This window comes from Streptomyces sp. NPDC085900, assembly GCF_044540925.1.
In the GTDB taxonomy this organism is placed as follows: Bacteria; Actinomycetota; Actinomycetes; order Streptomycetales; family Streptomycetaceae; genus Streptomyces; species Streptomyces gilvifuscus.
Genome location: NZ_JBITSP010000005.1, coordinates 382,878 through 409,846, shown reverse-complemented (window position 1 = coordinate 409,846; position 26,969 = coordinate 382,878). Strand labels below are relative to the sequence as shown.

The window sequence follows — 26,969 nt, the reverse complement described above, 5'->3', positions numbered from 1 at the left end:
AACCTCTCTTCTCCCTGCTGTGCCGCTCTGGATGCAAGCGCGGCGGCGCACCTTGCCGGTTCTTCGACTCTGTTCGAGTCCCCGAGGGCGGATCCCGCCCCTGATCCGCCCGCACGGTCATGCCGAGAGATGGCGGGCGAGCCAGTCCGTGCGGGTGCGGCGGGCCGTGGTCGAGATCCGTGCCTGGGGGAAGAGGGCGTCGAAGCCGTGGAAACCGCCTGCCCAGACGTGGAGTTCGGCCTGGCCGCCGGCCGCCCAGATGCGGGAGGCGTAGGCCGCGTCCTCGTCGCGGAAGACCTCCGCCGAGCCGGTGTCGATGTAGGTCGTCGGCAGGCCCGAAAGGTCGTCGGCGAGCGCGGGTGAGACGTACGCGGGTATCCCGTCGTCGGTGAGGTCACCGAGGAGGGCGCGCCATCCGAAGGCGTTCATCTCGCCGGTCCACACGCCCGGCACGCCGGTGTACTGGCGGCTGGAGGTCGTGGTGCCGCGGTGGTCGAGCATGGGGCAGATCAGTACCTGGGCGGCGATCGCCGGAGTGCCGAGATCGCGGGCCAGCAGGGCGACACCGGCGGCGAGGCCTCCACCCGCGCTGGCGCCCGCGACGACGATCCGGTCGGGATCGATGCCGAGTTCGGCGGCATGCTCCGCGATCCAGAGCAGTCCCTGGTAGCAGTCGTCGACGGGGGTGGTGCCGGTGGCTTCGGGGGCGAGCCGGTACTCGACGCTCACCACGACCGCGCCGAGCTCGTCGAGCCACTCCAGGGGGATGTCGATCTGGGAGAACCGGTCGCCCATGACCATTCCGCCGCCATGAATCCAGTAGACGCAGGGCGCGGCCTCGGGCCGTCCGGCGTGCGCGGGACGGTAGACCGACAGAGGGATGGCAACTCCGTCCTTGGCCGGCACGTTGATCTCGCGACGGTCTACCTGTCGGTGGGCGAGGAGGGTGTCGACGGGTGTCGAGGGGAGCTGACGCAGTAGGCCGAGGACCTCCGAGTCGAGCCGCGACATGAGCGGCATGCCGGCCAGCAGCTCACGGAGTTCGGGGTCGAGGGCGGGGCGTGCCGTGGTCATGGGGTGCTGCCTTTCGTTCTGTGGTGCAGGGGAGGGGGAGGGGAGGCGCGGCAGGCGGCGATCTCAGAACGCGGCCTTGCCGAGGACCGGTACGTGGTCGGTGTACTCGGACTCCTTGGCCAGCAGTTCGCCGATCCGCGCCACGACGGCCTGAGCGGCCTCGCCGGCGAAGAGCCGGTGGTGGTCCTCCTCGCTGGTCCAGCCCTCGATGACATGAACCACGTCGGGGTCGGACGCGGAGCGGGAGACGAGATAGACGAGGCAGTGTTCGCTCGCCCCGGGGCTGCCTTCGTTCAGACCGGTCCGCAGGAGTTCGACGAGCCGGTCGCCCATGCCCGGCCGGGCGGTCAGGGTGGCGCTGAAACCATAGGTGGCGATCATGGATGCCTCTTCTCGGTCGATGGAGTGGCGTTGCGGCTCACTGATGCCAGTCAACCGGCCTGACCTGGGCAAACGATAGAGCGATACTCTCCGTGACTTGCACGATCCTCGCGACTGGGGAATGAAGCTGTCGATCGGTGCTGCAATGAAGGCATGTGCCTCGAAGAGTTCCGCACCTTGCTGGCCAGGCATGTCCGCCCCGACTGGACCACGGCCGTCGAGGGCGTCCTGATCTCGAAGGTGGACCGCCCGGATCCGCCGTCGCCGGCGATGTCCGGGACGGTCCTCGCCGTCATCGCGCAGGGCGCCAAGCGCCTCGCCCTCGGCGACCGCGTCTACGAGTACGGTCCCGGCCAGTACCTGGTGGCCTCTGTCGACCTGCCCGTCACGGGGCAGTTCGTCCAGGCCGACTCCGAGCGGCCGGCCCTCGGCTTCGGCCTCATGCTGGAGGCGTCCGCCATCGCCGAACTGCTGCTGCAGGCAGGGCCCGGAGACATCCCCCGCGCCGGTGCGGCCGTGCCCTCGGGCATCGCGGTCAGCGATGCGCCGGCACCACTGCTGGACGCGGTGGTCCGGCTGCTGCGCCTGCTGGACGAACCCCGGGACCGGGCGGTGCTGGCACCCCTGGTCAAGCGTGAGATCCTGTGGCGGCTGATCACCGGCGAGCAGGGGGCGACGGTGCGCCAACTCGGCCTGGCCGACAGCGGCCTGAGCCACATCTCCCGGGCCGTGCGGTGGATCCGCGAGCACTACGCGGAGCCCTTCCGGGTCGAGGACGTCGCGCGCATGTCCGGCATGAGCGCCTCCGCCTTCTACCGCAACTTCCAGGCGGTGACCGCGATGAGCCCCATCCAGTTCCAGAAGCAGATCCGGTTGCAGGAGGCCCGGCTGCTGCTCGCCACCCACCCCGGCGACGTCACCGGGGTGGGCCGCCGCGTCGGCTACGACAATCCCTCGCAGTTCAGCCGGGAGTACCGCCGCCAGTTCGGCGCACCCCCGAGCCGGGACACGGCCCGCCTCCGGAACGCCGTACCCACTCCCGCGACCGTCCTGCCCTGACAGAGACCCACTGGCAGGATCGTGCAAGGAGCAGCGAGGATGGTTCTATCGTCTGCCCAGGTCAGAGCGGTGGAATGGGATCCGTAACCCCCACGGCCGCTCCGCGAGGCAGGAAGATCCTGCCCAGCGGATCCCATCCCGTCATGAGGACTCCACCATGAACACGGTTCTGATCACCGGCACTTCGTCCGGCTACGGACAGCAGACCGCCCGCCACTTCCACGCGCAGGGGTGGAACGTCGTCGCCACCATGCGCACCCCCCGCCCGGGGCTCCTCCCCGAGTCGGACCGGTTCCGCGTCGTCGCACTCGACGTGACCGACCCCGACAGCATCGCCGCGGCGATCGAGGCGGCGGGTCCCGTCGACGTCCTGGTCAACAACGCGGGAGTGCCCTCCATCGGCGTGTTCGAGGGCACGCCCACGGCCCGCGTACGCGAGGTCTTCGAGACCAACACCTTCGGCGTGATGGCGACGACGCAAGCGGTGCTGCCCCAGTTCCGGGAGCGCGGTTCCGGAGTGGTGGTCAACGTGACCTCCAGTGTGGTGCTGGGCCACATGCCGCTGTCGGCCGTCTACAAGGCGAGCAAGATGGCCGTCGAGGGGTTCACGGCGTCCCTCGCCCTCGAACTCGAGCCCTTCGGTGTGCGGGCCAGGACGGTCGAGCCGGGCGCCTGCCTGACGACGAACTTCGCGGCCAGGGCGACGAACGGTGCCTCACCGGACGAGCTGGTGCCGGAGCCTTACCGCGCCTTCGCGAAGAAGGCCATGGACGAGTTCACCGGCCAGGACCTCTTCACCCGGGAAAGCGACGTGGCCGAGACGGTGTGGCGTGCCGTGCACGACACGACCGGACAGCTCCGCTTCCCCGCCGGCCCCGACGCCGTCCGCCTCGCCCAGGCGAAGTGACAGGCGCACGGCAGGAGTTGACACAAGTGCTGTCCCGCCCAGGGCAACGGTCGGCCGGGTTCGGTGGTCGTACGGGGTGACACACGTCCGTTCACAGCTCTCACCGTCAAGCGCCGTCGCTCGTGGGGTGGTTGGCAACAGGGCCTTTGTTCCCGGGAGGAATCATGATCCGTAGACCTGTTGCCGGGGTGATACGCCGCGGCGCGGTGGTGGGGGCCGCCACCGGCCTTCTGGTGGGGGCCGCCGCCTCGGCCGATGCCGCGTCCGACAGCGCACTCAGCGATCCCGTGGTCAGCGGTGTCACCGTCAACTCCGGGCACGACGTGATCGTGGGCATCACGCACAACGTGTCGTTCCCGGTGACCGTCACCGGGTCGGACGACTCCGGCCTGCTCTCCGCGGATGTCGATCTGAAGGGGCCGCACGGCGGCTTCTACACCACCGACGCCATGTGCGAGAGCGGGACGGCATGCACCATGGTGTTCACGGTCAACGCCCACCCCGCCCCGGGAAGCGACGACCCGGTGGACCTGGCGAACGCCAACGCGGGCACATGGTCGGTCGACACCCTGGTCGACGCCAACGACGGCGGCTCCGTGTACGCCCCGAACGTGGGGACCTTCGGCCTCAAGCGGGCGGCGCAGCTGACCGTGAACGCCGCACCGGAACCCGTCGCCAAGGGCGCCTGGATCACCGTCACCGGCAAGCTCGTCCGGGCCAACTGGGACACCTACCGGTACGCGGGTTACGCGGGCCGTGCCGTGAAACTCCAGTTCCGTCCGAAGGACAGCAGCACCTACACCACCGTGGCCACGGTGACCACCAGCAACACCGGCACGCTGTCCACCAAGGTCAAGGCGGTCCGGGACGGCTACTGGCGCTGGAACTTCGCCGGCTCCACGACCACCGGTCCGGCCAAGGCCGCCGGCGACTACGTCGACGTACGCCCCTGACCCGCGAGTCCGGTACCTGATCGCCCCCCGGGGCCGGCCCTCGACGAGGACCGGCCCCAGCGGACACTCACCGCTTCACGGCGTCGCTCGCGTCACGGCAGAGGCGGATAGGCGTTCTGCATGAGTTGCCGGAACTGGGCGGAGAACCAATGCCCGGCCAGCGGCGCGTTCGACAGGGCGCCGGTGGGGTTGTTGCCGTTGAGGACGTTGCCGCCATAGGTGGGGTCGCACATGCGGTCGAAGCCCTTGCCCTCGTCGTTGGAGACGGCGGAGCTGGAACCGTCGGACTCGCCCGGGGGCTTGACCCACACGTAGGCGTCGATTCCGGCGGCCGGGGCTGCGGTGGGCCGCGCGCCGAGGCCGGCGCCGCTCTGGTTGCACCAGTTGCCGGCATGGATGCGCCGGTCGATGCGGCTGCCGTTGACGTAGTCGTCGACGGAGGTCAGCGGTCCCGGGCCGGCGGGCCTGGCCGAACCGCCCCAGCCGTTGCGGGACGTGTCGATCAGCATGCCGAGACCGGAGTTGAACCCGGCCGCGACCAACTTGTCCCGCAGCGCGAGGGCGTACGACTGCTCGTCCACGTACTGGTTCCAGTCGACCCACTTCGACTGGCGCACGGTCTGTCCGTTCACCGTGTCGGTGACCTTGAAGTTCGGTTCCTTGGTGGGGCTGTAGTTGGCGGTGTTGACGATGAACCCGGTCACGTCGTTCACGCTCGCGCCGTTGGTCGTGGCGACCTTGGCGAACTCCTGCACGGCCGGCCCGAGATTGCTGTCCCAGCCGAGCCACCCGTGGTGACCGGCGTCGATGTAGTTGTAGACGTTGGGGATGGCGCCGAGCTTGTCCAGGGCGTAGGACACGCCCTTCTCGTAGTTGCCGTTGCTCTTCATGGTCACGCAGGCGGCGGTGGTGCTGTTGGTGCCGCCGGCGTTGGTGACCAGGTTGGGCAGCGAGTCGGGCTCGATGACCGTGGCGATCCGCAGGCCCGCGTACTTGGCGTCGGAGAGGATCGCGGCGATGGGGTCGATGTACTGGGACTTGTACTTGTCGATGTCGTCCGGTCCGAGCTCGCCGTTGGAGGCGAGGGCGGCGCAGTCGCGGCCGGGCAGGTCGTAGATGACCAGCTGGACGACCAGGTCGCCGGAACCCTTCTGCTTCAGGGCCTCGTCGAGGTGTGCGCGCAGGCCCATGCCACCGTTGACGCCGTTGATCGCGGCGATCCGGTCGAGCCAGACGGCGGTGGACTGGTCGGCGATACGGCTGCCACCCGGCTCGGCGGCGGCATGGGCCGACCACTCGGGGTTCACGTACCCCTTGGCCCCGACATAGGGGTTGTCGACCCTGTTGCCGGTACCGCCCCCTCCGGTGCCGCCACCGGTGCTCCCTCCGGTACCGCCACCGGTGCTCCCTCCGGTACCGCCACCGGTGCTCCCTCCGGTACCGCCACCGGTGCTCCCTCCGGTACCGCCTCCGGTGCTCCCTCCGGTACCGCCGCCGCCCGAGCCCCCGCCGTCGTCGACATTGCAGGTGACACCGTCGAGGGTGAAGGTCGCGGGTACGGAATTGGTGCCGCTGTAGGAGCCGTTGAAGCCGAAGCTGACCGAACCACCGTTCACCAGGGCGCCGTTGTAGCTCTCATTGGTGGCCGTGACGGCGGCACCGCTCTGCGTGATCTTCGAGCTCCAGCCGTTGGTGACCCGCTGGTCGCCGGCGTACGACCACTTCAGAGACCAACTCGACTTCGCCGCCGCGTTGTTGGTGATCGTGACGGCTGCGGTGAAGCCGGTGTCCCACTGGCTCTGGATCTTGTAGTCCACCGTGCAGGGAACCGACGCGACGGAGGCACCGGCCGGTGCCGCGAGGAACGCTGTCCCCGAGGTTCCGGCGACCAGCGCCAGCGCGGCGACAAGGGGCAGTCTGGTACGACTCATGAGTACGGGTTCCTTCTCCCTTGAGTGGTGATCATGCGTGGTGATCACGGGTTGAGGACGTGCGGGAGTTCGCGCAGCCCCAAAGGGCGCGCGTAAGCGTGCGTCGACCGTCCAGCCCCAAAGCCACGGGCTCCCGTCGACATTCGGGGCATGGCAGGGCAGGACGCCTGGTGCCTGGTGCTGGAGTGCCGACCCTCGGACCGGGGGCGGGGCCGACGGCCACGCCGTATGCCGGACAGCCTCACGTGCTCCGGCCGCGGCGCGCGCGTGCCATGTGCGCCGAGAAGACCGGCAAGCCCGGGCTCGCGTCGGGCGCGGCCTCGCCGGCGATGGATGGAAGTGCTGAACGCGGGGGGTGTCGCATGAGCGACTCCTTGCAGCTTGGCGCGCCGTGACGGACGCGTCGACTGATGGAACCGCTCCCACTGGTGCAACGGACCGTAGCGTCAACACAACTGATTGCACAGGGGTGTTGCTCGACTTTTCAAGACTGGTTCGGTTCGAACGATTCAACTTCTTAACGTCTTGACCTCAGCCGCACCCGTCCCCACTATTGGGAGCGCTCCCACTGGTTCAAGCCTTGACCCCCCTCGAGCCGCACTCGCAAGGAGGGAACCAGAAACATGGATCCCGGACGCCTGCACGGAGTAGGGCCATGGTCCGCGCCGAACGCCGGCCGGCGTGGCCCATGGCCGGTGTGCCACGATCCGCCGCGCGGCCATCTCGCCGACACGCGTGGGCTCGTGCGCGGAGTCCCTTGTTGGACAGGGCCCCCTCTGAAGCTCCGCGTGCGCGACTCCGTCACTCGCTGACGGGGTCACCTCGCCGGGCGGTCCTCAACCCCCCCGAGGGCCGCCCGGCTCCACTCCTTGTCAGGGGCATGATCGAAAGATCGGTGTCCCGCGAGATCTTCTTGGGAGCGCTCCCAATGCGGCAGGCGCTCTCGCCATCCCCTCACACCTCCGCGGAGGAACCGCATGCAACAGTCGAAACCCCGGGCCGGGGCGCGAGCCCTGCTCGGCACACTGCTCACAGCACTCCTCGCGCTGACGGCGCTCCTCACCGCCACCTCGCCGTCGCATGCCGACACGACCATCTGCGAGCAGTACGGCTCGACCACGATCCAGGGCCGGTACGTCGTCCAGAACAACCGCTGGGGCACCAGCGCCACCCAGTGCATCACCGTCACGAACTCCGGTTTCAGGATCGCCCAGGCGGACGGCTCGGTCCCGACCAACGGCGCACCGAAGTCCTACCCGTCGATCTTCAACGGCTGTCACTACACCAACTGCTCACCCGGCACCAACCTCCCCGCCCGGCTGAGTTCGATCTCGAGCGCGCCCTCGAGCATCTCCTACAGCTACGTGAACAACGCGGTCTACGACGCCGCGTACGACATCTGGCTGGACCCCACACCTCGCACCGACGGCGTCAACCGCACCGAGATCATGATCTGGCTCAACCATGTGGGGCCCGTGCAGCCGGTCGGCTCGCAGACCGGCACCGCCACCGTCGCCGGGCGTTCGTGGCAGGTGTGGTCCGGCAACAACGGCTCCAACGACGTGCTGTCCTTCGTCGCGCCGTCGGCGATCGACAGCTGGAGCTTCGACGTGATGGACTTCCTTCGGCAGGCCGTCTCCCGCGGACTCGCGCAGGACAACTGGTACCTGACGAGTGTTCAGGCCGGGTTCGAGCCGTGGCAGAACGGCGCCGGACTCGCGGTGACGTCGTTCTCCTCGGCCGTGAACCTCGGCGGCGGCACGCCCGGCGGCCCGGGCGGTTCGTCGGCGTGCAAGGTGACCTACGGAACGAACGTGTGGCAGGGCGGCTTCACCGCCGACGTCACGGTCGCCAACGGCGGTTCCTCCCCGGTGAACGGCTGGAACCTCGCCTTCACCCTGCCCGCGGGGCAGAAGGTCACGAGCGCGTGGAACGCCAGTCTGTCCGGCTCGTCGGGGGCGGTGACCGCCGGCGGCACCCAGTACAACGGGAACATCGCGGCCGGAGGGCAGGTCTCCTTCGGCTTCCAGGGCACCTACGACGGCACTTTCGCCAAACCGGCCGGCTTCAGCCTGAACGGAACGGCCTGCACCACGGCGTAAAGCCGCCGGCGCGCGGCGCCTGACGGGCCGCCCACCCAGGCGGGGCGGGAGCGAGCCTCCGCCCCGCCCGGCAACGACCACCACCCCCGCGACGGTCTCCGATCCCGACTCCCTTCGGCCAGGGCCTCAGTTGATGACGCGCCGAGAGTCGTGTGCCCCGCACCTCGGGCCGTAGGATCGGTGATCTCGTGGGGGAGGTGGTGATGGGCAAGCGACGCCCTGGGGCGCCGACGCTGGAAGAGGTGGCCGCCCACGCCGGGGTGGGGCGGGGCACGGTCTCCCGAGTCGTCAACAACGCCGCCGGAGTGAAGGAGTCGACCCGCCGTGCCGTGCAACGCGCCATCGAGGAACTGGGATACGTGCCCAATCTCGCCGCCCGGTCGCTGGCCGGGCGACGGGCCGACGCCGTGGCGCTGGTCCTCACGGAGCCGGACTGGAGGATGTTCGCCGAGCCGTTCTTCTCGGAGATCGTCCGCTCGCTCGGTGACGCGTTGGCGGACACCGGGATGCAACTGCTGCTGACCCTGGTCCGTTCGGAGGACGAGCGCCAGCGATTCCTGGAGTACGCGCGGGGTGGCCGGGTCGATGGGATCCTCATGATGTCCGTGCACGCCGGCGACCAACTGCCGGACATGCTGGCCGAGGCGCGGTTGCCGACCGTGCTGCTGGGACGCCGCTCGGGCGAGGAGTACGTCAGCTACGTGGACGCGGACAACGTCGGCGGTGCCCGCAACGCCGTGTCCTACCTGTTGAAACAGGGCCGCAGAACCATCGCCACGATCACGGGCCCCCTGGACATGTACGTCGCCCAATGCCGACTGCGCGGTTATCGGGACGCGTTGGAGATGGCCGGTCTGGAAGGCACGCCATCCCTGGTCGCCGAAGGAGACTTCACCGAGGACAGCGGGCGCCGCGCCATGGCGGACCTCATCGAACGGCACCCGGGGATCGACGGCGTCCTCGCGGCGTCCGACACCTCGGCGGCAGGGGCGCTCCAGGCGCTGCGGGCCGCGGGGCGACGGGTGCCGGAGGACGTCGCCGTGATCGGGTTCGACGACTTCTCACTGGCCCAGCGCACCGAGCCACGCCTGACGACCGTGCGTCAGCCGGTGGAGGAGATGGGCCGGGCCATGATCAGGCTGTTGCTGGAGGAGATGGAGGAGCCCTTCGTCGCCTGGCGCCACGTCATCCTGCGTACGGAACTGGTCGTCCGCGAATCGGCCTGAGGCAGCAGTGAATCGGCTTGAGCCGGGCGTGATTTGGCCCCAGACGCGCGTGAACCGGCCTGAGCCGGGCGGGCGTTCCGGCCTCTCGACAAGCCTCACAAGCCGTGGGCGAATCGGTTCGACGCAAGCGCTTCGACCGGAGGTAGCGACCGGCCGTCTGTGAAGTCACCGGCGTGCCTCCGCACGAGTGCGAAGCCGACGTGCCGTCAGGAACCCGTCTGCCTGGCGTGCCTTCCGGCGTGCCCGCGCTCCGTGGTGCGTGCGCACGACCACGCCCCAGCTCATGGCCATGATGCCGAGTCCTCAGCGTGCCCGGGCCCGGCCGTCGGCCTCACCCGCGCGGGCTGCGGCAACGGCGAAGCGTGCGACCGCCGCCGCCGACCCGCCGCCTGAGCACCGCAACTTTTCGACGGTGCAGACGGCTTGCGAACCATGGGAATCAGCAGTCGAATCGATTCCGCAACGAGGTTCACAGCAGGGGGCTCCGCACACTCGACCGCTCCGCGAGACCGGAAGCACCGTCTCCCCCCGAAACCTCTCTGCGATCCCACTGCACAACGGCACGTTCGAGCGCTTCGGCATTGGTCAGCGCCACCGCACCCCGAGCGGGTTGCGCCGCCACGGTAGGGAGTTCAGATGGGAACCACACGTACAAGACGCCTCCCGCTGCCCGGTCGCGGCGGCGTCCAGCGGTTGCTCGCGGCGGTACGGCACCGGGGCGACCCGGGACACGCGTCGCCTCCGACGCCGGTGAGCCCGTCCCGTTCCCGCTGGAAGACGTGGGCCCGGGCGGGCGCCGCTGCCGCGCTCGTCGCCGGAGCTCTGGCCGGCGCGACGGCCACGGCCGGCACGGCCGGCGCGGCCACGTCGGGGCCCTGCGACCTCTACGCGTCGGGAGGTACGCCCTGCGTGGCGGCGCACAGCACGACACGCGCCCTGTACGCCTCGTACAACGGGCCGCTCTACCAGGTCCGGCGTTCCTCGGACAACACCACCCGCAACATCGGCGTCCTGAGCGCGGGCGGGTATGCCGACGCCTCCGCCCAGGACTCGTTCTGTTCGGGCACGACCTGTCTGATCACGGTCATCTACGACCAGTCGGGCCGCGGCAACAACCTCACCCAGGCGCCCGGCGGCGGTGCCGCGGGCGGCCCCGACAACCTCGCCAACGCCACCGCCGCACCCACCACGGTGGGCGGCCACAAGGCCTACGGCGTGTACGTGGCGCCCGGCACCGGCTACCGGAACAACCACACCAACGGCATCGCCACCGGGGACAACCCCGAAGGCATGTACGCGATCCTCGACGGCACGCACTACAACGGCGGCTGCTGCTTCGACTACGGCAACGCCGAGACGGACAGCAACGACGACGGCAACGGCACGATGGAGGCCATCTACTTCGGCAACATCAAGGTCTGGGGCTACGGCAGCGGCAACGGCCCCTGGATCATGGCCGACCTGGAGAACGGCCTGTTCTCCGGGGTGAACCAGCACTACAACGCCAACGACCCGACCATCAACTACCGGTACACGACCGCCATCATCAAGGGCGGCCCCAACCACTGGGCCATCCGCGGCGGCAACGCCCAGTCCGGTTCCCTGTCCACCTTCTACGACGGAGTGCGCCCCAACGTCGCCGGCTACAACCCGATGCGCAAGCAGGGCGCCATCATCCTGGGCATCGGCGGAGACAACAGCAAGGGCGCCCAAGGCACCTTCTACGAGGGTGTGATGACCTCCGGCTACCCGTCGGACGCCACCGAGAACGCGGTCCAGGCCAACATCACGGCGGTCGGGTACGGCAACTCGACCGGGGGAGGCACGAGTACCGGCGCGCTGCACGCCGTGGGCGCGGGCAAGTGCCTGGACGTGCCGAACTCGTCCACCACGGCCGGCGCGCAACTGCAGATCTGGGACTGCAGCGGTGGCGCCAACCAGACCTGGACCCGCACGTCCTCCAACCAGCTGACCGTCTACAGCGGCAGCACTCAGCTGTGCCTGGACGCGTACAACAACCAGACCTCAGCCGGCACCAAAGTGGTGACATGGCCGTGCAACGGCGGCGCCAACCAGCAGTGGCAGGTCAACTCCGACGGCACCGTGACCGGCACCCAGTCCGGGCTCTGCCTCGATGTCACCGGTGCCTCCACCGCCAACGGTGCCCTGGCGGAACTCTGGCCGTGCAACGGCGGCTCCAACCAGCAGTGGAACCTCGCCTGACCTGAGCGGCTCCCGTCCGTGGCCGGTGCGCAGCCGGTCACGGACCACGCGTCGTCCATGCCCGCTGGACCGCCCCGGCAGGCATGTCATGCCGTCGAGTCGCCCGGTGACGGATGACCGACGTTTTCGTGTGCTCGTTCACCCCCACCCACTGTCCCGCACCAGTGAGGAACGCTCATGAAGAAGCACTGCTTACCCATGGCCGTCGCGTTGACGGCCGTACTGGGGATCGGCGCCGCATCACCCGCGGCGGCCGCCACCGGTTCCGAACCGACGTCCTCCGCGAAGCGTGCCGCTGCCCCCGCCGCCGGCCCCGCCACCCTGCGGCTCATGCCGTTGGGCGACTCCATCACCTGGGGCGTCGGCAGCCCGTCCGGAAACAGCTACCGCAGCTTCCTGTGGAACCAGCTGGCGGCCGAGGGACACGCCCTGGACTTCGTCGGCTCGGGCCGCAACGGCACCATGTCCGACCCGGACAACGAAGGCCACTCCGGCTGGCGGATCGACCAGATCGCGGGCATCGCGGACTCCGTCCTGGCCCGTTACCGCCCGAACGTGGTCACCCTGGAGATCGGCACCAACGACCTCAACGGCAACTACCAGATCCCGACCGCGCCTGACCGGCTGCGTGCCCTCATCGACCAGATCGTCCGCGACGCCCCCGACGCGACCGTCCTGGTCGGCACCGTGATCGTCTCCACCAGCGGCACCGAGGAGGCCAACCGGCCCGCCTTCAACGCCAAGTTGCCCGGGATCGTCCAGGCCGAGCAGGCCGCCGGCAAACACGTACGCCTGGTGGACATGAGCGCCCTGACGAGCGCGGACCTGTCCGACTCCCTGCACCCCAATGACAACGGCTTCCGCAAGATGGCGGACGCCTTCAACGCGGGAGTGCAGGCCGCGGACGCGGCGGGGTGGATCAAGTCGCCGTCCTCGGCGGACGGTCAGGTGCGCTCCGGAATCGCGGGCAAGTGCCTGGACGTGAACGGCGGCAGCAGTGCCAACGGGACCGCCGTGGACATCGCGACGTGCAACGGCTCCGCCGCGCAGCAGTGGTCCGCCCCCTCCGACGGCACGCTGCGGGCGCTCGGCAAGTGCCTTGACGCCACCGGCCGCGGCACCGCCAACGGCACCAGGATCGGGATCTGGGACTGCAACGGCGGCAGCAACCAACAGTGGCAGTCCTACGGCGGCGGCTACCGCAACCCGGCCTCCGGCCGCTGCCTCGACGATCCCGAGTCGTCCACCGCCGACGGCACCCAACTGGTCCTGTGGGACTGCAACGGCGGCGCCAACCAGCAGTGGACTCTCATGTGAGGTGACCGGGGTCCGCGAACACCTGCGTCCGGCACGGCGGTCGTCGCCGGACGCGGATTTCGGCATGCCCTAGAACCGGCTCCACCAAGGCCAGACATGGGATGAATGATGGCCTCGATTGCAGAGAGAGCTCTATTGACACGGCTGCGAGCCTGTGGGATCACTATGCGTCATGGGATGTCTGAGTGTTCCTTGTGGGCGCTCTCGGGCGCACTGACAAGAGCGGTCGACACCCCTTCTCGAGCCCTTTCGGGCAGGCACAGCACGTTCCGTCCCCTTCCCCCCCGCACACTGAGGACACGGAATGCAGCCTTCATCCGCTCCGCCCTGCCGCCCCGCGGCCCGCACACCACGCTTACCGGCGGCCGCAGCCGTATGCGTCCTGGCAATGCTGGCCATGCTGCTGGCCGGCGCGCCGACGTGGTCGGCATCGGCGTCCACAGCGCCCCTGGTGAGTTCCGCGTCGGGACGCTGCCTCGACGTCAGTGGCAACGTCGACACGTCGGGCACCGCGCTGCAGATCTGGGACTGCAACGGCCAGGCCAACCAGGCGTTCGAGCTCACGGCGCCGGGTGAGCTGAGGACGATGAACGGCAGCAGGTGCGTGGCCGCCTACGACAACCGGACGGCGCCCGGGGCCCCGGTGGTCATCCGTCCGTGCGACGGATCGGCCACCCAGACGTGGCGGGAGAACTCCGACGGGTCCGTCACCGGCACCGCCTCCGGGTTCTGCCTGGACGTCAACGGGGCGGCAACGGCCAACGGCACCGCGGTCATCCTGTGGACCTGCAACGGTCAGAGCAACCAGAAGTGGACCACGGCGACGGCTCCGCCCCCGCCCGGCAGCTCGGGACCGTGCGACATCTACGCCGCCGGCGGCACGCCGTGCGTGGCCGCGCACAGCACCGTGCGGGCGCTGTACGCCTCGTACAACGGGCCGCTCTACCAGGTCAGGCGCGCCTCGGACAACGCGACGAAGGACATCGGCGTGCTGGCCACGGGCGGGTTCGCGAACGCGGCGAGCCAGGACGCGTTCTGCGCGGGTACCTCGTGCGTGATCACGGTCGTCCGCGACCAGTCCGGACACGGCAACGACCTCTGGTACCAGGGGTCGGCACAGGTCCCCGGGTCGAGCCAGAGCAGTCCCGCGAAGGCGACCTCTGAGTCACTCACCGCCGGAGGTACCAAGGCGTACTCGCTGTACATCAACCCCGGCAACAGCTACTGGCGGGACGGTCATCTGACGGGCGTGCCGACCGGTGCCGCGCCCGAAGGGGCGTACATGGTGACCAGCGGCACCCACGTCAACGGCGGCTGCTGCTTCGACTACGGCAACAGCGAGACGACCAGGAAGGCCGACGCCGCCGGGGCCATGGACGCGATCAACTTCGGAACCGAGTGCTGGTTCGGCGGCTGCTCCGGCAGCGGTCCCTGGGTGCAGGCCGATCTCGAATGGGGCCTGTACTCGGGCGGCAGCCAGTCCTGGAACCCCGACCAGCGGGCGTTTCCGAGCAAGTTCGTCACCGCGATGCTGAAGAACAACGGCACCTCGAGGTTCGCCCTCAAGGGCGGCAACGCCCAGTCAGGGAGCTTGACCACGCTGTGGGACGGCGGGCTTCCCGGCGGATACAGCCCCATGAACAAGCAGGGAGCCATTGTCCTCGGCAGTGGCGGCGACTGCTGCAAGCCCGGCGGCGGCGCCAACCTGAGCGCCGGCACCTTCTACGAGGGAGCCATGGTCGCCGGCTACCCCTCCGACGCGACCGACAACGCCGTGCAGGCCAACATCACGGCCGCCGGTTACCGCTGACCCATCCCGCCCCCAACTCGGCTCAGGAGTCGATGACTTATGCCCACGAGCAGTGCGCGCCCCGGACGTTCACGGCCCCTGCCGCCGCTTCCGTCCCTGCGCGGAATCCTGGCACTCGTCTTCTCGACCGTGCTGCTCACCGCGGCCGCCCCCCTTCTCGCCCTCGGCACGGCGCAGCCCGCCGCCGCGCTCGGCAACGGACTCGCGCCGACCCCGCAGATGGGCTTCAACGACTGGAACGCCTACGGCTGCAACGTCTCCGAGTCGCTGATCAAGTCCACCGCCCAGGCGATGCACACCAACGGCATGCAGGCGGCGGGTTATACGTACGTCAACATCGACGACTGCTGGATGACCCACAACCGGGACTCCGGCGGACACCTGGTGCCGGACCCGGCCAAGTTCCCCGACGGCATCAAGGGCACCGCGGACTACGTCCACTCGCTGGGCCTGAAGCTGGGCATCTACGAGGACGCGGGCACCGCGACCTGCGCCGGATACCCCGGCAGCCTCGGGCACGAGAGCACGGACGCGCAGTCCTTCGCGTCGTGGGGCGTGGACTACCTGAAGTACGACAACTGCAACAACACCGGCGTGCCCGCGCGGACCCGGTACACCACCATGCGCGACGCCCTGGCGGCCACCGGGCGGCCGATCCTGTACAGCCTGTGCAACTGGGGCCAGGAGAACGTGTGGACCTGGGGCGCCGACGTGGGCAACAGCTGGCGTACGACGGGGGACATCAGCCCCACCTACTCCAGCATGCTGTCGATCTTCCACAGCAACGTCGGACTGGCCTCCTACGCCGGACCCGGCCACTGGAACGACCCGGACATGCTGGAGGTCGGCAACGGCTCGATGACGGCCACCGAGAACCGCAGCGAGTTCAGTCTCTGGGCGGAGATGGCCGCGCCGCTCATCGCGGGCACCAACATCCCGCAGGCGAGCTCGGCCACCCTGTCCGTCCTGACCAACTCCCGCGTGATAGCGGTCGACCAGGACCCGCTCGGCCGGCAGGGCACCATGGTCTCCTCCTCCGGCGGCCTGGACGTGCTCGCCAAGCCGCTGGCCAACGGGGACGTGTCGGTGGCGCTGTTCAACGAGACGGGCTCCACGGCGACCATCACCACCAGCGCGGCCGCGATCGGCAAGACCGGGGCGTCCGCCTACACCCTCACCGACCTGTGGTCGGGCGCCACCACGACCACCTCCGGCACCATCAGCGCCTCGGTGCCGGCCCACGGCACCGTGATGTACCGGGTCGCGGGCGGCACGGGCGGCGGCTCCACCAGCGTGACCGGCCCGCTGCACGCCGTCGGGTCGGGCAAGTGCCTGGACGTACCGAACTCGACCACGACCGCGGGCACCCAGGTCGAGATCTGGACCTGCAACGGCGGCGCCAACCAGACCTGGACGCACACCGCCTCCGACCAGCTCACCGTCTACTCCGGCAGCGGCCAGATGTGTCTGGACGCCTACGACAACCAGACCACGCCGGGCACGAAGGTGGAGATCTGGCAGTGCAACGGCCAGAGCAACCAGCAGTGGTCGCTCAACTCCAACGGCACGATCACCGGCCGCCAGTCCGGCCTGTGCCTCGACGTCGTCGGAGGGGCCACGGCCGACGGAACCCTTGCCGAGCTGCGCACCTGCAACGGAGGCAGCAGCCAGCGGTGGACGCTGGGCTGACTCCGCCCGCTCCTCACCACCGCCACAGAGGAGGTTCCCATGCCCCGATCGGCAACCGATCGCCGCCGCAGGCGATTCCCCGCGATCCTGATCGCCCTGGCGATGGCCCTGGCAGCGCTGGGAACACCGGCGTTCGCCACCTCACCGGGGGCCCGCACCACCACCGCCGTCCATACCTCGGCCGCCGCGGACGCCTCGCTTCCCTGCGACATCTACGCCGCGGGCGGGACACCGTGTGTGACGGCACACTCCACGACGAGGGCGCTCTTCACGGCGTACAACGGGCCGCTGTACCAGATCCAGCGGTCCTCCGACCGTGCCTACCGCGACATAGGGGTGCTCGCCGCGGGAGGGTACGCCGACGCCGCCTCCCAGGTGTCGTTCTGCGCGGGCACCTCCTGCACGATCACGAAGATCTACGACCAGACCTCCCGACACAACGACCTGCCGATCTCCTGGGGCGGCTACTGGAAGGGCCCCGGCCCCAACGGATCCGACGTGGGCGCGGACGCCATGGCCCTGCCGGTGACCGCGGCCGGCCACCAGGTCTTCGGCGTCAAGGTCACCCCTGGTGTCGGATACCGGCTGGACCACGCGAGCGGCGTGGCCACCGGCGCCCAGCCCGAAGGCATCTACATGGTGACGTCGTCGAACTACACCAACCAGTGGTGCTGCTTCGACTACGGCAGCGGCGAGAACTCCCACACCGACACCGGCAACGCCACCATGAACGCCGTCTACTGGGGCAACGCCTGCTGGTTCGGCGGCTGCACCGGCAGCGGTCCGTGGGTCGAGGCCGACCTGGAGAACGGCATGTTCCACACCAACACCGGCTCCAACAAGGACCCGAACAACCCGGGCGTGCACTATCCGTTCGTCAGCGCGTGGCTGAAGAACAACGGCACCACCAACTTCACCCTCAAATACGGCAACGGCGCGAGCGGGGGCCTGACCACCACCTTCTCCGGGCCCCTGCCCAACGGCTACTCGCCGATGAAGGTCGACAGCTCGGTCCTGCTCGGCACCGGCGGCGACAACAGTCCATCGGGACAGGGCGAGTTCTTCGAAGGCGCGATGACGGCGGGCTACCCCTCCGACGCCACCGAGAACGCCGTACAGGCCAGTATCACCGCGGCCGGATACGGGACGGGAAGCGGCGGGGGCGGCACGCCGGGTCCGCTGCGCGCGGTGGGTGCGGGCAAATGCCTTGAGGTGCCGGGCGGTTCCACCACGCCGGGTACGCAGACGCAGATCCGTGACTGCACCGGCGCGGCGAACCAGGCCTGGTCCCGGAGCACCTCGCGTGAACTGACGGTCTCGGTCGGCGGCAGCCGCCTGTGCCTGGACGCCTCGGGACAGGGCACCAGCCCCGGCAGCAAGGTCATCACCTGGAGCTGCAACGGCCAGTCCAACCAGCAGTGGACGCTCAACGCCGACGGCTCGGTCACCAGCGCCCCTTCGGGTCTGTGCCTGGACGTCACCGGCGCCGCCACCGCCAACGGCACCCCCGTACAGCTGTGGACCTGCAACGGCCAGTCCAATCAGCGATGGACGCTCGACTGAACCCGTGAGCCACCCCGGACCCCACGTACGAAAGGAACCCACCGTGTCAGCATTCAGATGGCTGCTGCGGCGCCTGCGCGCCTCGACGGCCGTGCTCACGGGCCTCGTCCTGGCCGCCGGCGGCCTCGTGGGCACGGCCGCCGCCCCGGCCCAGGCCGCCACCTCCATCACCATCAACGGCACCTCGGGCGGCCGGACCTTCGACGGCGTCGGCGCCATCAGCGGCGGAGGCGGCAACAGCAGGCTCCTGATCGACTATCCCGAGCCTCAGCGCGGGCAGCTCCTCGACTACCTCTTCAAGCCCGGCTACGGCGCCTCCCTGCAGATCCTCAAGGCCGAGATCGGCGGTGACACCAACTCCACCTCCGGAGCCGAGCCCAGTCACCAGCACACCCGTTCCGACCTGAACTGCGACCGCGGCTACGAATGGTGGCTGATGGAGCAGGCCAAGGCCCGCAACCCGAACATCAAGCTGTACGGGCTCGCCTGGGGCGCCCCGGGATGGATCGGCGGCGGGAACTTCTGGTCCACGGACATGGTCGACTACCTGGTCTCGTGGCTCGGCTGTGCCAAGCAGCACGGACTGTCCATCGACTACCTCGGCGGCTGGAACGAGCGAGGCTACAACGTCTCCTGGTACGAGCAGCTGCGCAGCGCGCTGAACTCTCACGGCTACGGCAGCGTGAAGATCGTCGCAGCCGACTCCGACTGGGGTGTGGCGAACGACGTGAACTCCAACCCGGCGTTCGCCGCCGCGGTGAGCGTCATCGGCACCCACTACCCCTGCGGCTACCGCTCCTCCCAGTCCAACTGCTCGGTGCCCTCGGCCGCCACCTCGTCCGGCAAGCCCCTGTGGGCGAGCGAGAACGGCTCGGACGACTACAACGGTGGAGCGCCGGCCATGGCCCGCGGCATCAACCGCGGGTACATCGACGGCCGGATGACCGCGTACCTCAACTGGCCCGTCGTCGCGGCGATCACGCCGAACCTGCCGTACCCCACCATGGGCCTCGCCCTGGCCTCGCAGCCGTGGTCGGGGCACTACGCGATCGGCAAGAACACCTGGGTCATGGCGCACACCAGCCAGTTCACCGCCCCGGGCTGGCACTATCTCGACTCCGCCGGCGGCTACATCGGCGGCAACCGCAACAACGGCAGCTACGTCTCGCTGAAGTCCACGAACAACTCCGACTACTCCACGGTCATCGAGACGATGGACGCGGGCAGCGCCCAGACACTGAACTTCAACGTCACAGGGGGACTGTCCGCCGGCACCGTCCACGTCTGGTCGACCGACGTCAACTCCGCCGATTCCGCAAACTACTTCGTGCACACCGCCGACCTCACCCCGTCCGGCGGCGGCTTCAGCCTGACCGTACAGCCCCACCACGTCTACACCCTGACCACCACGACCGGGCAGGGTAAGGGCACCGCCACCGCACCGGCCCAGGGCGCGCTGAGCCTGCCCTACAGCGACTCCTTCGACGGCTACACCACGGGCAGTGAGGCGAAGTACCTCATGGACTGGCAGGGGGCCTTCGAGGTGGCGGCCTGCGGCGGTGGCCGCGGCGGCAAGTGCGTGCGCCAGATGAGCCCCCAGAAACCGATCACCTGGGACGCGCTGTCCGATCCGCACGCCCTGCTCGGTGACGTCGGCTGGAGCAACTACACCGTCTCCTCCGACGTGCTGCTCGAACAACCGGGATACGCCGAGCTGATAGGCCGCGCCAACGGGCAGGACTACAGCAGCACCGGCGGACTGAACGCCTACCACCTGCGGGTCAGCGACACCGGCGCCTGGTCCATTCTGAACTCCAACACCAACGGCAGTGTCTCCACCCTCGCCCACGGCACGACCACGGCGCTGGGCACCAACCGATGGCACACCGTGGCGCTGACCTTCTCCGGCAGCACCGTCACCGCCGTCATCGACGGTTCCACCGTCGGCTCCGCCAACGACCGCACCTGGGCCGGCGGCCAGATCGGCTACGCGACCGGTCAGGGTGAGACAGCACAGTTCGACAACCTGTCCCTCACCCCCGGCAGCGGAGGAGGCAGTGGCGGTACGACCGGCGCGCTCGTCGGGGTCGCCTCCGGCCGGTGCGTGGACGTGCCCAACCAGTCGCAGACGCCCGGCACCCAGGTGGAGCTGTGGGACTGCAACGGCGGCAGCAACCAGCAGTGGTCGGACACCCCGGCCGGTGAACTCCGGGTCTACGGCAGCTCCTGTCTGGACGCCGCGGGCAGCGGGACCAGCCCGGGCACGAAGGTGGACATCGCGGCCTGCACCGGCAGCGGCAACCAGAAGTGGACGCTGAACGCCGACGGCACGATCACCGGCGTCCAGTCCGGACTGTGCCTGGACGCCACCGGCGCGGGAACGGCCAACGGCACCCTGCTGGAGCTGTGGACCTGCAGCGGCGCCGGCAACCAGAAGTGGACGCGCAACTGACCCCCCACGCCCCTGACGTCGAGAGGCCCCGCATGACTTCCACCCCCCACCCGATCAGCCGGCGCAGCCTGCTGGCGGCGACCGGCGCGGCCACGGCCTTCGGTCTGCTGCGGTTCGCCCCGGCGGCCGCCGCGACCGACGGCCCCGCGAGCTACACCGCCGACTGGTCCTCCGTCGACCAACACCCCCCGGCCCCGGCCTGGTTCAAGGACGCCAAGTTCGGCATCTACTACCACTGGGGCGCCTTCAGCGTCCCCGCGTACGGCAACGAGTGGTATCCGCGGAACATGTACATCGGCGGCTCGAACGAGAACAAGCACCACATCGCCACCTACGGCGACCCCTCGGCGTGGCCGTACCACAACTTCATCGACGGCGCCCGCGACAAGGCGGGCAACTTCGTGCAGTTCGCGCCCAAGCCAGTGGCTCAGGGCGGCAGTTGGGACCCTGACGCCTGGGCCCGCCTGTTCAGGTCCGCGGGTGCCAGGTTCGCCGGACCCGTCGCCGAGCACCATGACGGCTTCTCCATGTGGAACAGCAGCGCCAACCCGTGGAACTCCGTGCAGCACGGCCCCCGACTCGACCTCGTCGCCCTGCACGCGCGGGCCATCCGCGGACAGGGCCTGAAGTTCATGGCCTCCCTGCACCACGCGTACCACTTCAACGGCTTCTACGACCACGTGCCGTCCCAGGCGGACCCCACCCTTCGCATCCTGTACGGACAGCAGGGCTCGGCGGCGGAGAACAAGCTCTGGTACGACAAGCTGGTCGAGGTCATCGACGGCTACCAACCCGACCTGCTCTGGCAGGACTTCGACCTGAACCTCGTGCAGGAGTCCTACCGGCTGCAGTTCCTCGCGCACTACTACAACCAGGCGGTCGCCTGGAACAAGGACGTGGTCGCGACCTACAAGGACGGCCTCGACAACAAGGGCGAGGTCTACGACTTCGAGCGCGGCGGCCCCGCGGGGCTGCTCACCCCGTACTGGCTGACCGACGACAGCATCTCCTCCTCCAGCTGGTGCTACACGGTGGGCATCGGCTACTACACGACGCAGGCACTGCTGCACTCGCTGATCGACCGCGTCAGCAAGGGCGGCACCATGCTGCTCAACATCGCCCCGATGGCCGACGGCACCATCCCCTCCGGACAGCAGTCGATCCTGCTCGGGATGGGGGACTGGCTCGGCCGCTTCGGAGAGGCGGTCTACGGCACCCGCTCCTGGTCCAGTTACGGCGAGGGCCCCACCAAGATGGGCGGCGGCTCCTTCAGCGGACCGGTGGCCGGCAAACCGCAGGACGTCCGGTTCACCCGCAGCCAGGACAACAAGGTCCTCTACGCCACCGCGCTGGGCTGGCAGGGCGCGACCATGACCATCAGCACGCTGAACTCCAACCAGATCAACCTCAGCAGCCTGACCCGCGCCCAACTGCTGAACAACGCCGCCGGCACCTACCTCGACCTGCCTACTCCGACCCAGGACGCCTCCGGCCTGCACCTGGCCATGCCCTCGTCCAACCCGCCGTTCAACGCCCTGGCGTACACCGTCAGGCTCACCTTCTCCGGTGAGATCCCCGTCCTCGGCGCACCGGGCGGCTCCACGACCTGGGTGAGGATCGCCAACGTGACCAGCGGGCTGGTGCTCGACAGCGGGGGCAACGTCGCCTCCGGCTCCAACCTCAAGCAGTGGAACTACGACGGCAGCGCCAACCTGCAGTGGCAGCTGATCGACCTCGGCAACGGGTACCACCGCATCATCAACCGGGCCAACGGCATGGCCGCCGACAGCTGGGGCAACTCCGCCAACGGCGCTCCCGCCCGGCAGGCGGCGTGGAACGGCGGCACCAACCAGCAGTGGTCGCTGAACAGCCTCGGCGACAACCGCTACCAGATCACCAACCGCGGCACCGGCACCGCCCTCGACGGCAGCGGCAGCACCACCGTGGGCTCGACCACGGTCATGTGGACACCGAACGCCAGCAGCAACAACGCATGGACCATCACCGGCGTGTGAACCGACCGTCGGACCAGGACTCCGCCCATCACTCAACACGGAAGAAGGCGCGTATGAAACGCATGCCGTTCTTAAAGTCGCTTGCGGCCGCGGTACTTCTCGTCCTGACCGCCGCGAGCACCTCGTACGGAAGCACCCCTGGGACGCCCTCGAGGACGTCTGGCGCGGTCCGGGCGACCGCCGGCTGCGGGAAGGCCCCCACGCTGACGAGCGGCACCCACACGATCCAGAGCGGCGGCCAGACACGCAGCTACATCCTGCGCGTCCCCGCCGGCTACGACAGGAACCACCCCTACCGGCTGATCTTCGGCTTCCACTGGCGCGGCGGCACCGCGGGCGACGTCGACTCGGGCGGAACCGACGGTTACAACTGGTCCTACTACGGCCTGCGCCGCCTCGCGGACGGCGCGAACAACGGCACGATCTTCGTCGCCCCGCAGGGCATCGGCAACGGCTGGGCCAACTCCGGCGGCCAGGACCTCGCCTTCGTCGACGCCATGGTCAGCCAGATCGAGGCGGGCCTGTGCGTCGACACCACCCGGTTGTTCGCCGCGGGGTTCAGCTACGGCGGCGCGATGTCCTACGCCCTTGCCTGCTCCCGCGCGACGGTCTTCCGCGCGGTCGCGGTCTACTCCGGCGCGAACCTCAGCGGCTGCAACGGCGGCAACCAGCCCATCGCGTACATGGGTCTGCACGGCATCCGGGACAACGTGCTGCCCATCTCGGCGGGACGGCAACTGCGCGACACCTTCGTCCGGACCAACGGCTGCACCCCGCAGAACCCGCCCGAGCCCGGCTACGGGAGCCTGACGCACATCATCACCACCTACTCGGGCTGCCGGTCGGGATATCCCGTCGTCTGGGCCGCGTTCGACGGAGCGGGCCACGACCCGGGACCCGTCGACGGCTCCACCGGTGACGGCTGGCGCACCTGGACCTCGGCGGCGGTGTGGCAGTTCTTCACACAGTTCGGCTGAACCAGCCGTTCCCGGCGCCCGGCGGAGGCGATAACGATCTCGTCGGACAAGTACATGGCCCCTAACGAGGGACTCGGTCTCATCCGATGGGGCCATACCCGACCGAAGACGTACCACTTTCCGCGCGGGCGCGTTGCCTCAGCATGGATCGCACCCTGACCACCGGAGCCCTCGCCCCACAGGACGAGGAGCAGCAGACGTCCTACGGCACCCACCTCGCGGCGCCGCAGGAGGATCCGCCGATCTACGCCGCTCTGCTCAGGGAGTGGCGTGCTCGCGGCCGCATGGTCCCGGGGGTCCGCGACCCCCAGTGGATGCTGCTCACGGCCATGAGCCCCACGGTCACGGCCCAGTTCCCCGGCCTGCCCCGCGCGGGTCGCTGGGAGCGCGCCGCCGAGCTGCCCTCCAGGCATCGTACCGACAAGCTGTCGTCGCGCTGACACCTCTTGGACGCCTGCGAGATCAGGGTCTCGCCGTGTCCCGCGTGACGTTCCGCTGTCGCTCGACCGCCGGGTCGGCCGGAGGGAATCGGCCTTCTGGGGCCGGTGCCCCGCACGTCGGGCACCTGCGTCTCGTGCGGGCTTGCGAGGACAGCCGGCCGAGGGCCAGCTGCAGGGCCAGTTCCACGGCGGCCGGCACGAAGAGGGCGCCGGTACCGTTGGGCGGGACCAACCAGCGCAGACGCCCGACGGTACGGTTCGGCGCGGGCAGCGCGATCCAGGCCCCCTTGCCCGAATAGCGGATGCCCGAACCGATCCAGCGGCCCGCGGGATCGGGCGGCAGGAAGAAGGCCACCCGGCGCGCACAGGCGTCCGCGAGCGCGGGGCCGGGTGGCTGGGGGATGCCCAGCAGAGCGTCCAGGGCAGGCATGGCCAGTTCCTCGGGCACGCTCAGCACGTCCCAGAACCGGCCGCACGCCAGCACGGCGATGCCTAACTCGCCGTGCCACTGGCGCTTGCACTCACGTGGATCTGTCGCAGCGGCCGCAAGCCACTCCGTGGCCTTCCGCATGGCGGTCTGCATGGTTCGTCCTCCGGGTCTCCTCCGCCCACGCAAGCGGGCGGGCTTTCCTCCACGCAGCCGGGGCGGCCAGGCCCGGCGTACTCATGCTGGTAGATATTTGCACCTGGCGGAAGGGGTGGCGAACCGTGGCGAATTGTTCCCGAATGTTCGCGCGGATGGCGTGTTCTCGAACGACATGACCCGAAGCCCGGCGAGGGACTCGCCGGCAGGCGCCCCTCGCAGCGGTGGGCCCCGCACGAGGTGCGGGGCCCATGGCGTCAGCAGGTGGAGTTGGTCTGCGTGAGCAGGCCCAGTCGCCATGGCAGGCTGTTGTAGTCACCGCCGGCGTTGGGGTCCTTGCCCTGGTAGAGGTACTGCAGCTTGCAGGCCGGGATCGTGAGCGTCTGGTCGTAACCCGCGCGGATCATCTCACCGTGGCTGATGTCCTTGCTCCTTGCACCCGCGGGGAAGGTGACGTTGGTCGCCCGGGCCAGGGGGTTGCTCTCGCTCGCGGCCAGCGGCGTCCAGGACCCGGCGATGCTGCCGGACGTCCAGGAGCGGAAGTAGCGCCTGCCGTCCGAGCCGACCGCCTCGACGATCAGCAGATACTGGTTGCTGCCCTGCACCTTGTAGACGTTGCTGGCCTCGAACAGGGCGTACTTGTTGGAGTCCTGCGCCGCGATGACGGTGTTGGTGAAGCCGTTGGGGAACTGTCCGACGGTCGTCTGCGAGCGGTACAGGTGGCCGTTGTCGTCGGAGGAGAACAGGTAGCAGTTGGCGCTGTCGCAGATCACCCACATGTCGACCCAGTAACCGCCGCCGATGTTCTGCTTGATGACGTCCGGCATGGAGGCGTAGAAGTTCTTCGGCGCGCTCCAACCGGCCGGGTTGCCGATGTCGGGGTTGGTGGAGTACGAGGCGTTGCCGGTCTGGTAGACGAGGTACCACAGCTTCTGCGGCGCGTAGTAGAACACCTGCGGGGCCGCCCGGTACCCGCCGCCGATGGCCGTGCGGTCGAGGTAGTAGTGGGTGGCCGACCCGGCCTGCGACCAGTCGCCGAAGCTCAGGTACACCAGGCCGTAGCCGGAGGCGTTGGCGACGCTGGCGAACACGTGGTACTTGCCGTTGTAGTAGACGACCGACGGGTCCTTGATCCCGGCGATGTTGTGGGTCGAGTCCGACTTCGGCGCGATGAGCGGGCCGCTGGAACTCCACTTGAAGCTGGAGGGAAGCGCGGCGGCGGAGGCGCGGGCGGCGGCCGCCGGGGTTCCGCCCAGCGCGGTCAGTGCCGCGTTGTAGGCGGCCTTCTTGTTGCCGTTGCGGTCGAACAGCAGGGGGTTGTCCCCGCTGCGCCAGGAGTCGCTGTCCCGGATGCCCCACACGGTGATGCCCTTGCAACGGGCCACGTTCATGCAGGCTTTGACGGTGTTGGCGTACGCGGTCGTCGAGGCCTGGGCGATGTCGAGTTCAGTGATCTGTACGTCGACGCCGAGGGCGGCGAAGTTGGACAGCGTGGTCTGGAAGCCGGCAGGCGGTCCGCCGGTGCCGAAGTGGGACTGGAAGCCGACGCAGTCGATGGGCACGCCGCGGTTCTTGAAGTCGCGGACCATGTTGTAGACGCCCTGGGTCTTGGCGTCGGTCCAGTTCTCGATGTTGTAGTCGTTGTAGCAGAGCTTGGCGGCGGGGTCGGCGTTGCGTGCGGTGCGGAAGGCCTCTTCGATGAAGCCGTTGCCCAGCACGTTCTGGAAGACCGAGGAGCGGTGCTGGCCGCTGCCGCCGTCGGCGAAGGCCTCGTTGACCACGTCCCAGGCGTAGATCTTGCCCTTGAAGTGGTTCATCTCGGTGGTGATGTGGTTGTTCATCACGCTGCGCAGGGTGCCTGCGTCGGTGATCGAGCTGACCCAGCTGGGCAGTTGGGAGTGCCAGACCAGGGTGTGGCCGCGCATCCGCTGACCGTGGGCGGTGGCGTGGTTGACGATCTGGTCGGCGGGACCGAAGTTGAAGCTGCCGCGAGAGCGTTCGGTGGTGTCCCACTTCATCTCGTTCTCGGGCGTGATCATGTTGAACTCGCGGTCCAGGATGCCGGAGTACGTCGAGTCGCCCAGCTTCCCGGCGGCCACGGCCGTGCCGAAGTACCGTCCGGACTGGGCGGCTTGGGCACCGAGAGTGGATGCCCGGACGGCGTCGGGGGCGGCGCTCGCGGCGCCCGGCGTCACCAGGGCGGCCAGGGCCAGCAGGGACAAGACCGAGGCTCGGCGACGGCCGAGCCGCTTCAGCGGGTTCATGTT

At 69.3% G+C, this 26,969-nt stretch carries 18 protein-coding genes and 1 pseudogene; 14 read left to right on the top strand and 5 right to left on the bottom strand.

What is annotated here, in order from left to right; genetic code table 11:
- Positions 1–117: 117 nt before the first annotated feature.
- Both ACIGDI_RS20340 and ACIGDI_RS20335 read right to left on the bottom strand, forming a co-directional pair.
- Positions 118–1,074, bottom strand: coding sequence for an alpha/beta hydrolase (locus ACIGDI_RS20340; RefSeq protein ID WP_399898353.1), 957 nt, complete (start codon positions 1,072–1,074; stop codon positions 118–120).
- Positions 1,075–1,137: 63 nt separating this feature from the next.
- Positions 1,138–1,455 (bottom strand): putative quinol monooxygenase, encoded by a 318-nt coding sequence (locus tag ACIGDI_RS20335; protein ID WP_399898351.1) that lies wholly within the window; start codon positions 1,453–1,455, stop codon positions 1,138–1,140.
- A 153-nt stretch (positions 1,456–1,608) separates the two neighbouring features.
- Between ACIGDI_RS20335 and ACIGDI_RS20330 the strand changes: the two genes are divergently transcribed.
- The 3 genes from ACIGDI_RS20330 (at position 1,609) to ACIGDI_RS20320 (ending at position 4,374) form a co-directional block, all read left to right on the top strand.
- Positions 1,609–2,514 (top strand): AraC family transcriptional regulator N-terminal domain-containing protein, encoded by a 906-nt coding sequence (locus tag ACIGDI_RS20330; protein WP_399898349.1) that lies wholly within the window; start codon positions 1,609–1,611, stop codon positions 2,512–2,514.
- Positions 2,515–2,671: 157 nt separating this feature from the next.
- Positions 2,672–3,421, top strand: a complete 750-nt coding sequence (locus ACIGDI_RS20325; RefSeq protein ID WP_399898347.1) for an SDR family oxidoreductase — start codon at positions 2,672–2,674, stop codon at positions 3,419–3,421.
- Positions 3,422–3,585: 164 nt separating this feature from the next.
- Positions 3,586–4,374 (top strand): calcium-binding protein, encoded by a 789-nt coding sequence (locus ACIGDI_RS20320; protein ID WP_399898345.1) that lies wholly within the window; start codon positions 3,586–3,588, stop codon positions 4,372–4,374.
- Positions 4,375–4,466: 92 nt separating this feature from the next.
- Here the strand turns inward: ACIGDI_RS20320 and ACIGDI_RS20315 are convergent, their stop codons facing one another.
- Positions 4,467–6,305: a glycoside hydrolase family 6 protein gene (locus ACIGDI_RS20315; protein ID WP_399898343.1), complete on the bottom strand. Its 1,839-nt coding sequence runs from the start codon at positions 6,303–6,305 to the stop codon at positions 4,467–4,469.
- A 977-nt stretch (positions 6,306–7,282) separates the two neighbouring features.
- Between ACIGDI_RS20315 and ACIGDI_RS20310 the strand changes: the two genes are divergently transcribed.
- The 11 genes and pseudogenes from ACIGDI_RS20310 (at position 7,283) to ACIGDI_RS20260 (ending at position 24,119) form a co-directional block, all read left to right on the top strand.
- A complete protein-coding gene (locus ACIGDI_RS20310) occupies positions 7,283–8,407 on the top strand; it encodes a cellulose binding domain-containing protein (RefSeq protein ID WP_399898341.1) in 1,125 nt (374 codons plus the stop codon).
- Between the two features lie 203 nt (positions 8,408–8,610).
- Complete coding sequence (locus ACIGDI_RS20305) at positions 8,611–9,633, top strand: LacI family DNA-binding transcriptional regulator (protein ID WP_399898339.1); 1,023 nt, start codon at positions 8,611–8,613, stop codon at positions 9,631–9,633.
- 636 nt (positions 9,634–10,269) lie between these two features.
- On the top strand, positions 10,270–11,856 hold the full coding sequence (locus tag ACIGDI_RS20300) for an arabinofuranosidase catalytic domain-containing protein (RefSeq protein WP_399898337.1): 1,587 nt from the start codon (positions 10,270–10,272) through the stop codon (positions 11,854–11,856).
- Positions 11,857–12,033: 177 nt separating this feature from the next.
- Complete coding sequence (locus tag ACIGDI_RS20295) at positions 12,034–13,173, top strand: ricin-type beta-trefoil lectin domain protein (protein WP_399898335.1); 1,140 nt, start codon at positions 12,034–12,036, stop codon at positions 13,171–13,173.
- Between the two features lie 382 nt (positions 13,174–13,555).
- The gene (locus ACIGDI_RS20290; protein WP_399898875.1) at positions 13,556–14,983 is read left to right on the top strand and encodes an arabinofuranosidase catalytic domain-containing protein; all 1,428 of its coding nucleotides are present in this window, start codon (positions 13,556–13,558) and stop codon (positions 14,981–14,983) included.
- Between the two features lie 39 nt (positions 14,984–15,022).
- Positions 15,023–16,672: a glycoside hydrolase family 27 protein gene (locus ACIGDI_RS20285; RefSeq protein ID WP_399898333.1), complete on the top strand. Its 1,650-nt coding sequence runs from the start codon at positions 15,023–15,025 to the stop codon at positions 16,670–16,672.
- 39 nt (positions 16,673–16,711) lie between these two features.
- On the top strand, positions 16,712–18,235 hold the full coding sequence (locus tag ACIGDI_RS20280; protein ID WP_399898331.1) for an arabinofuranosidase catalytic domain-containing protein: 1,524 nt from the start codon (positions 16,712–16,714) through the stop codon (positions 18,233–18,235).
- Between the two features lie 43 nt (positions 18,236–18,278).
- Complete coding sequence (locus tag ACIGDI_RS20275; RefSeq protein ID WP_399898329.1) at positions 18,279–20,687, top strand: ricin-type beta-trefoil lectin domain protein; 2,409 nt, start codon at positions 18,279–18,281, stop codon at positions 20,685–20,687.
- Positions 20,688–20,719: 32 nt separating this feature from the next.
- Positions 20,720–22,702 carry an alpha-L-fucosidase gene (locus ACIGDI_RS20270; RefSeq protein WP_399898327.1) on the top strand — a complete coding sequence of 661 codons (1,983 nt, stop codon included), beginning with the start codon at positions 20,720–20,722 and terminating at the stop codon, positions 22,700–22,702.
- 53 nt (positions 22,703–22,755) lie between these two features.
- Positions 22,756–23,738: pseudogene (locus ACIGDI_RS20265) on the top strand (alpha/beta hydrolase family esterase); the annotation flags it as partial.
- An 84-nt stretch (positions 23,739–23,822) separates the two neighbouring features.
- Positions 23,823–24,119 carry a hypothetical protein gene (locus ACIGDI_RS20260; RefSeq protein ID WP_399898325.1) on the top strand — a complete coding sequence of 99 codons (297 nt, stop codon included), beginning with the start codon at positions 23,823–23,825 and terminating at the stop codon, positions 24,117–24,119.
- A gap of 22 nt (positions 24,120–24,141) precedes the next feature.
- Here ACIGDI_RS20260 and ACIGDI_RS20255 read toward each other — a convergent pair whose 3' ends face one another.
- Positions 24,142–24,702: a hypothetical protein gene (locus ACIGDI_RS20255; protein ID WP_399898323.1), complete on the bottom strand. Its 561-nt coding sequence runs from the start codon at positions 24,700–24,702 to the stop codon at positions 24,142–24,144.
- Between the two features lie 257 nt (positions 24,703–24,959).
- On the bottom strand, positions 24,960–26,966 hold the full coding sequence (locus ACIGDI_RS20250) for a non-reducing end alpha-L-arabinofuranosidase family hydrolase (RefSeq protein ID WP_399898321.1): 2,007 nt from the start codon (positions 26,964–26,966) through the stop codon (positions 24,960–24,962).
- Between the last annotated feature and the right edge of the window lie 3 nt (positions 26,967–26,969).

Excerpts from the sequence above, each read along its gene's own strand:
- ACIGDI_RS20250 (WP_399898321.1), bottom strand. The coding sequence starts at position 26,966 with ATGAACCCGCTGAAGCGGCTCGGCCGTCGCCGAGCCTCGGTCTTGTCC.
- ACIGDI_RS20255 (WP_399898323.1), bottom strand. The coding sequence starts at position 24,702 with ATGCAGACCGCCATGCGGAAGGCCACGGAGTGGCTTGCGGCCGCTGCG.
- ACIGDI_RS20320 (WP_399898345.1), top strand. The coding sequence starts at position 3,586 with ATGATCCGTAGACCTGTTGCCGGGGTGATACGCCGCGGCGCGGTGGTG.
- ACIGDI_RS20260 (WP_399898325.1), top strand. The coding sequence starts at position 23,823 with ATGGATCGCACCCTGACCACCGGAGCCCTCGCCCCACAGGACGAGGAG.
- ACIGDI_RS20310 (WP_399898341.1), top strand. The coding sequence starts at position 7,283 with ATGCAACAGTCGAAACCCCGGGCCGGGGCGCGAGCCCTGCTCGGCACA.
- ACIGDI_RS20315 (WP_399898343.1), bottom strand. The coding sequence starts at position 6,305 with ATGAGTCGTACCAGACTGCCCCTTGTCGCCGCGCTGGCGCTGGTCGCC.
- ACIGDI_RS20280 (WP_399898331.1), top strand. The coding sequence starts at position 16,712 with ATGCCCCGATCGGCAACCGATCGCCGCCGCAGGCGATTCCCCGCGATC.
- ACIGDI_RS20285 (WP_399898333.1), top strand. The coding sequence starts at position 15,023 with ATGCCCACGAGCAGTGCGCGCCCCGGACGTTCACGGCCCCTGCCGCCG.
- ACIGDI_RS20340 (WP_399898353.1), bottom strand. The coding sequence starts at position 1,074 with ATGACCACGGCACGCCCCGCCCTCGACCCCGAACTCCGTGAGCTGCTG.
- ACIGDI_RS20295 (WP_399898335.1), top strand. The coding sequence starts at position 12,034 with ATGAAGAAGCACTGCTTACCCATGGCCGTCGCGTTGACGGCCGTACTG.
- ACIGDI_RS20335 (WP_399898351.1), bottom strand. The coding sequence starts at position 1,455 with ATGATCGCCACCTATGGTTTCAGCGCCACCCTGACCGCCCGGCCGGGC.
- ACIGDI_RS20270 (WP_399898327.1), top strand. The coding sequence starts at position 20,720 with ATGACTTCCACCCCCCACCCGATCAGCCGGCGCAGCCTGCTGGCGGCG.
- ACIGDI_RS20305 (WP_399898339.1), top strand. The coding sequence starts at position 8,611 with ATGGGCAAGCGACGCCCTGGGGCGCCGACGCTGGAAGAGGTGGCCGCC.
- ACIGDI_RS20300 (WP_399898337.1), top strand. The coding sequence starts at position 10,270 with ATGGGAACCACACGTACAAGACGCCTCCCGCTGCCCGGTCGCGGCGGC.
- ACIGDI_RS20325 (WP_399898347.1), top strand. The coding sequence starts at position 2,672 with ATGAACACGGTTCTGATCACCGGCACTTCGTCCGGCTACGGACAGCAG.
- ACIGDI_RS20330 (WP_399898349.1), top strand. The coding sequence starts at position 1,609 with ATGTGCCTCGAAGAGTTCCGCACCTTGCTGGCCAGGCATGTCCGCCCC.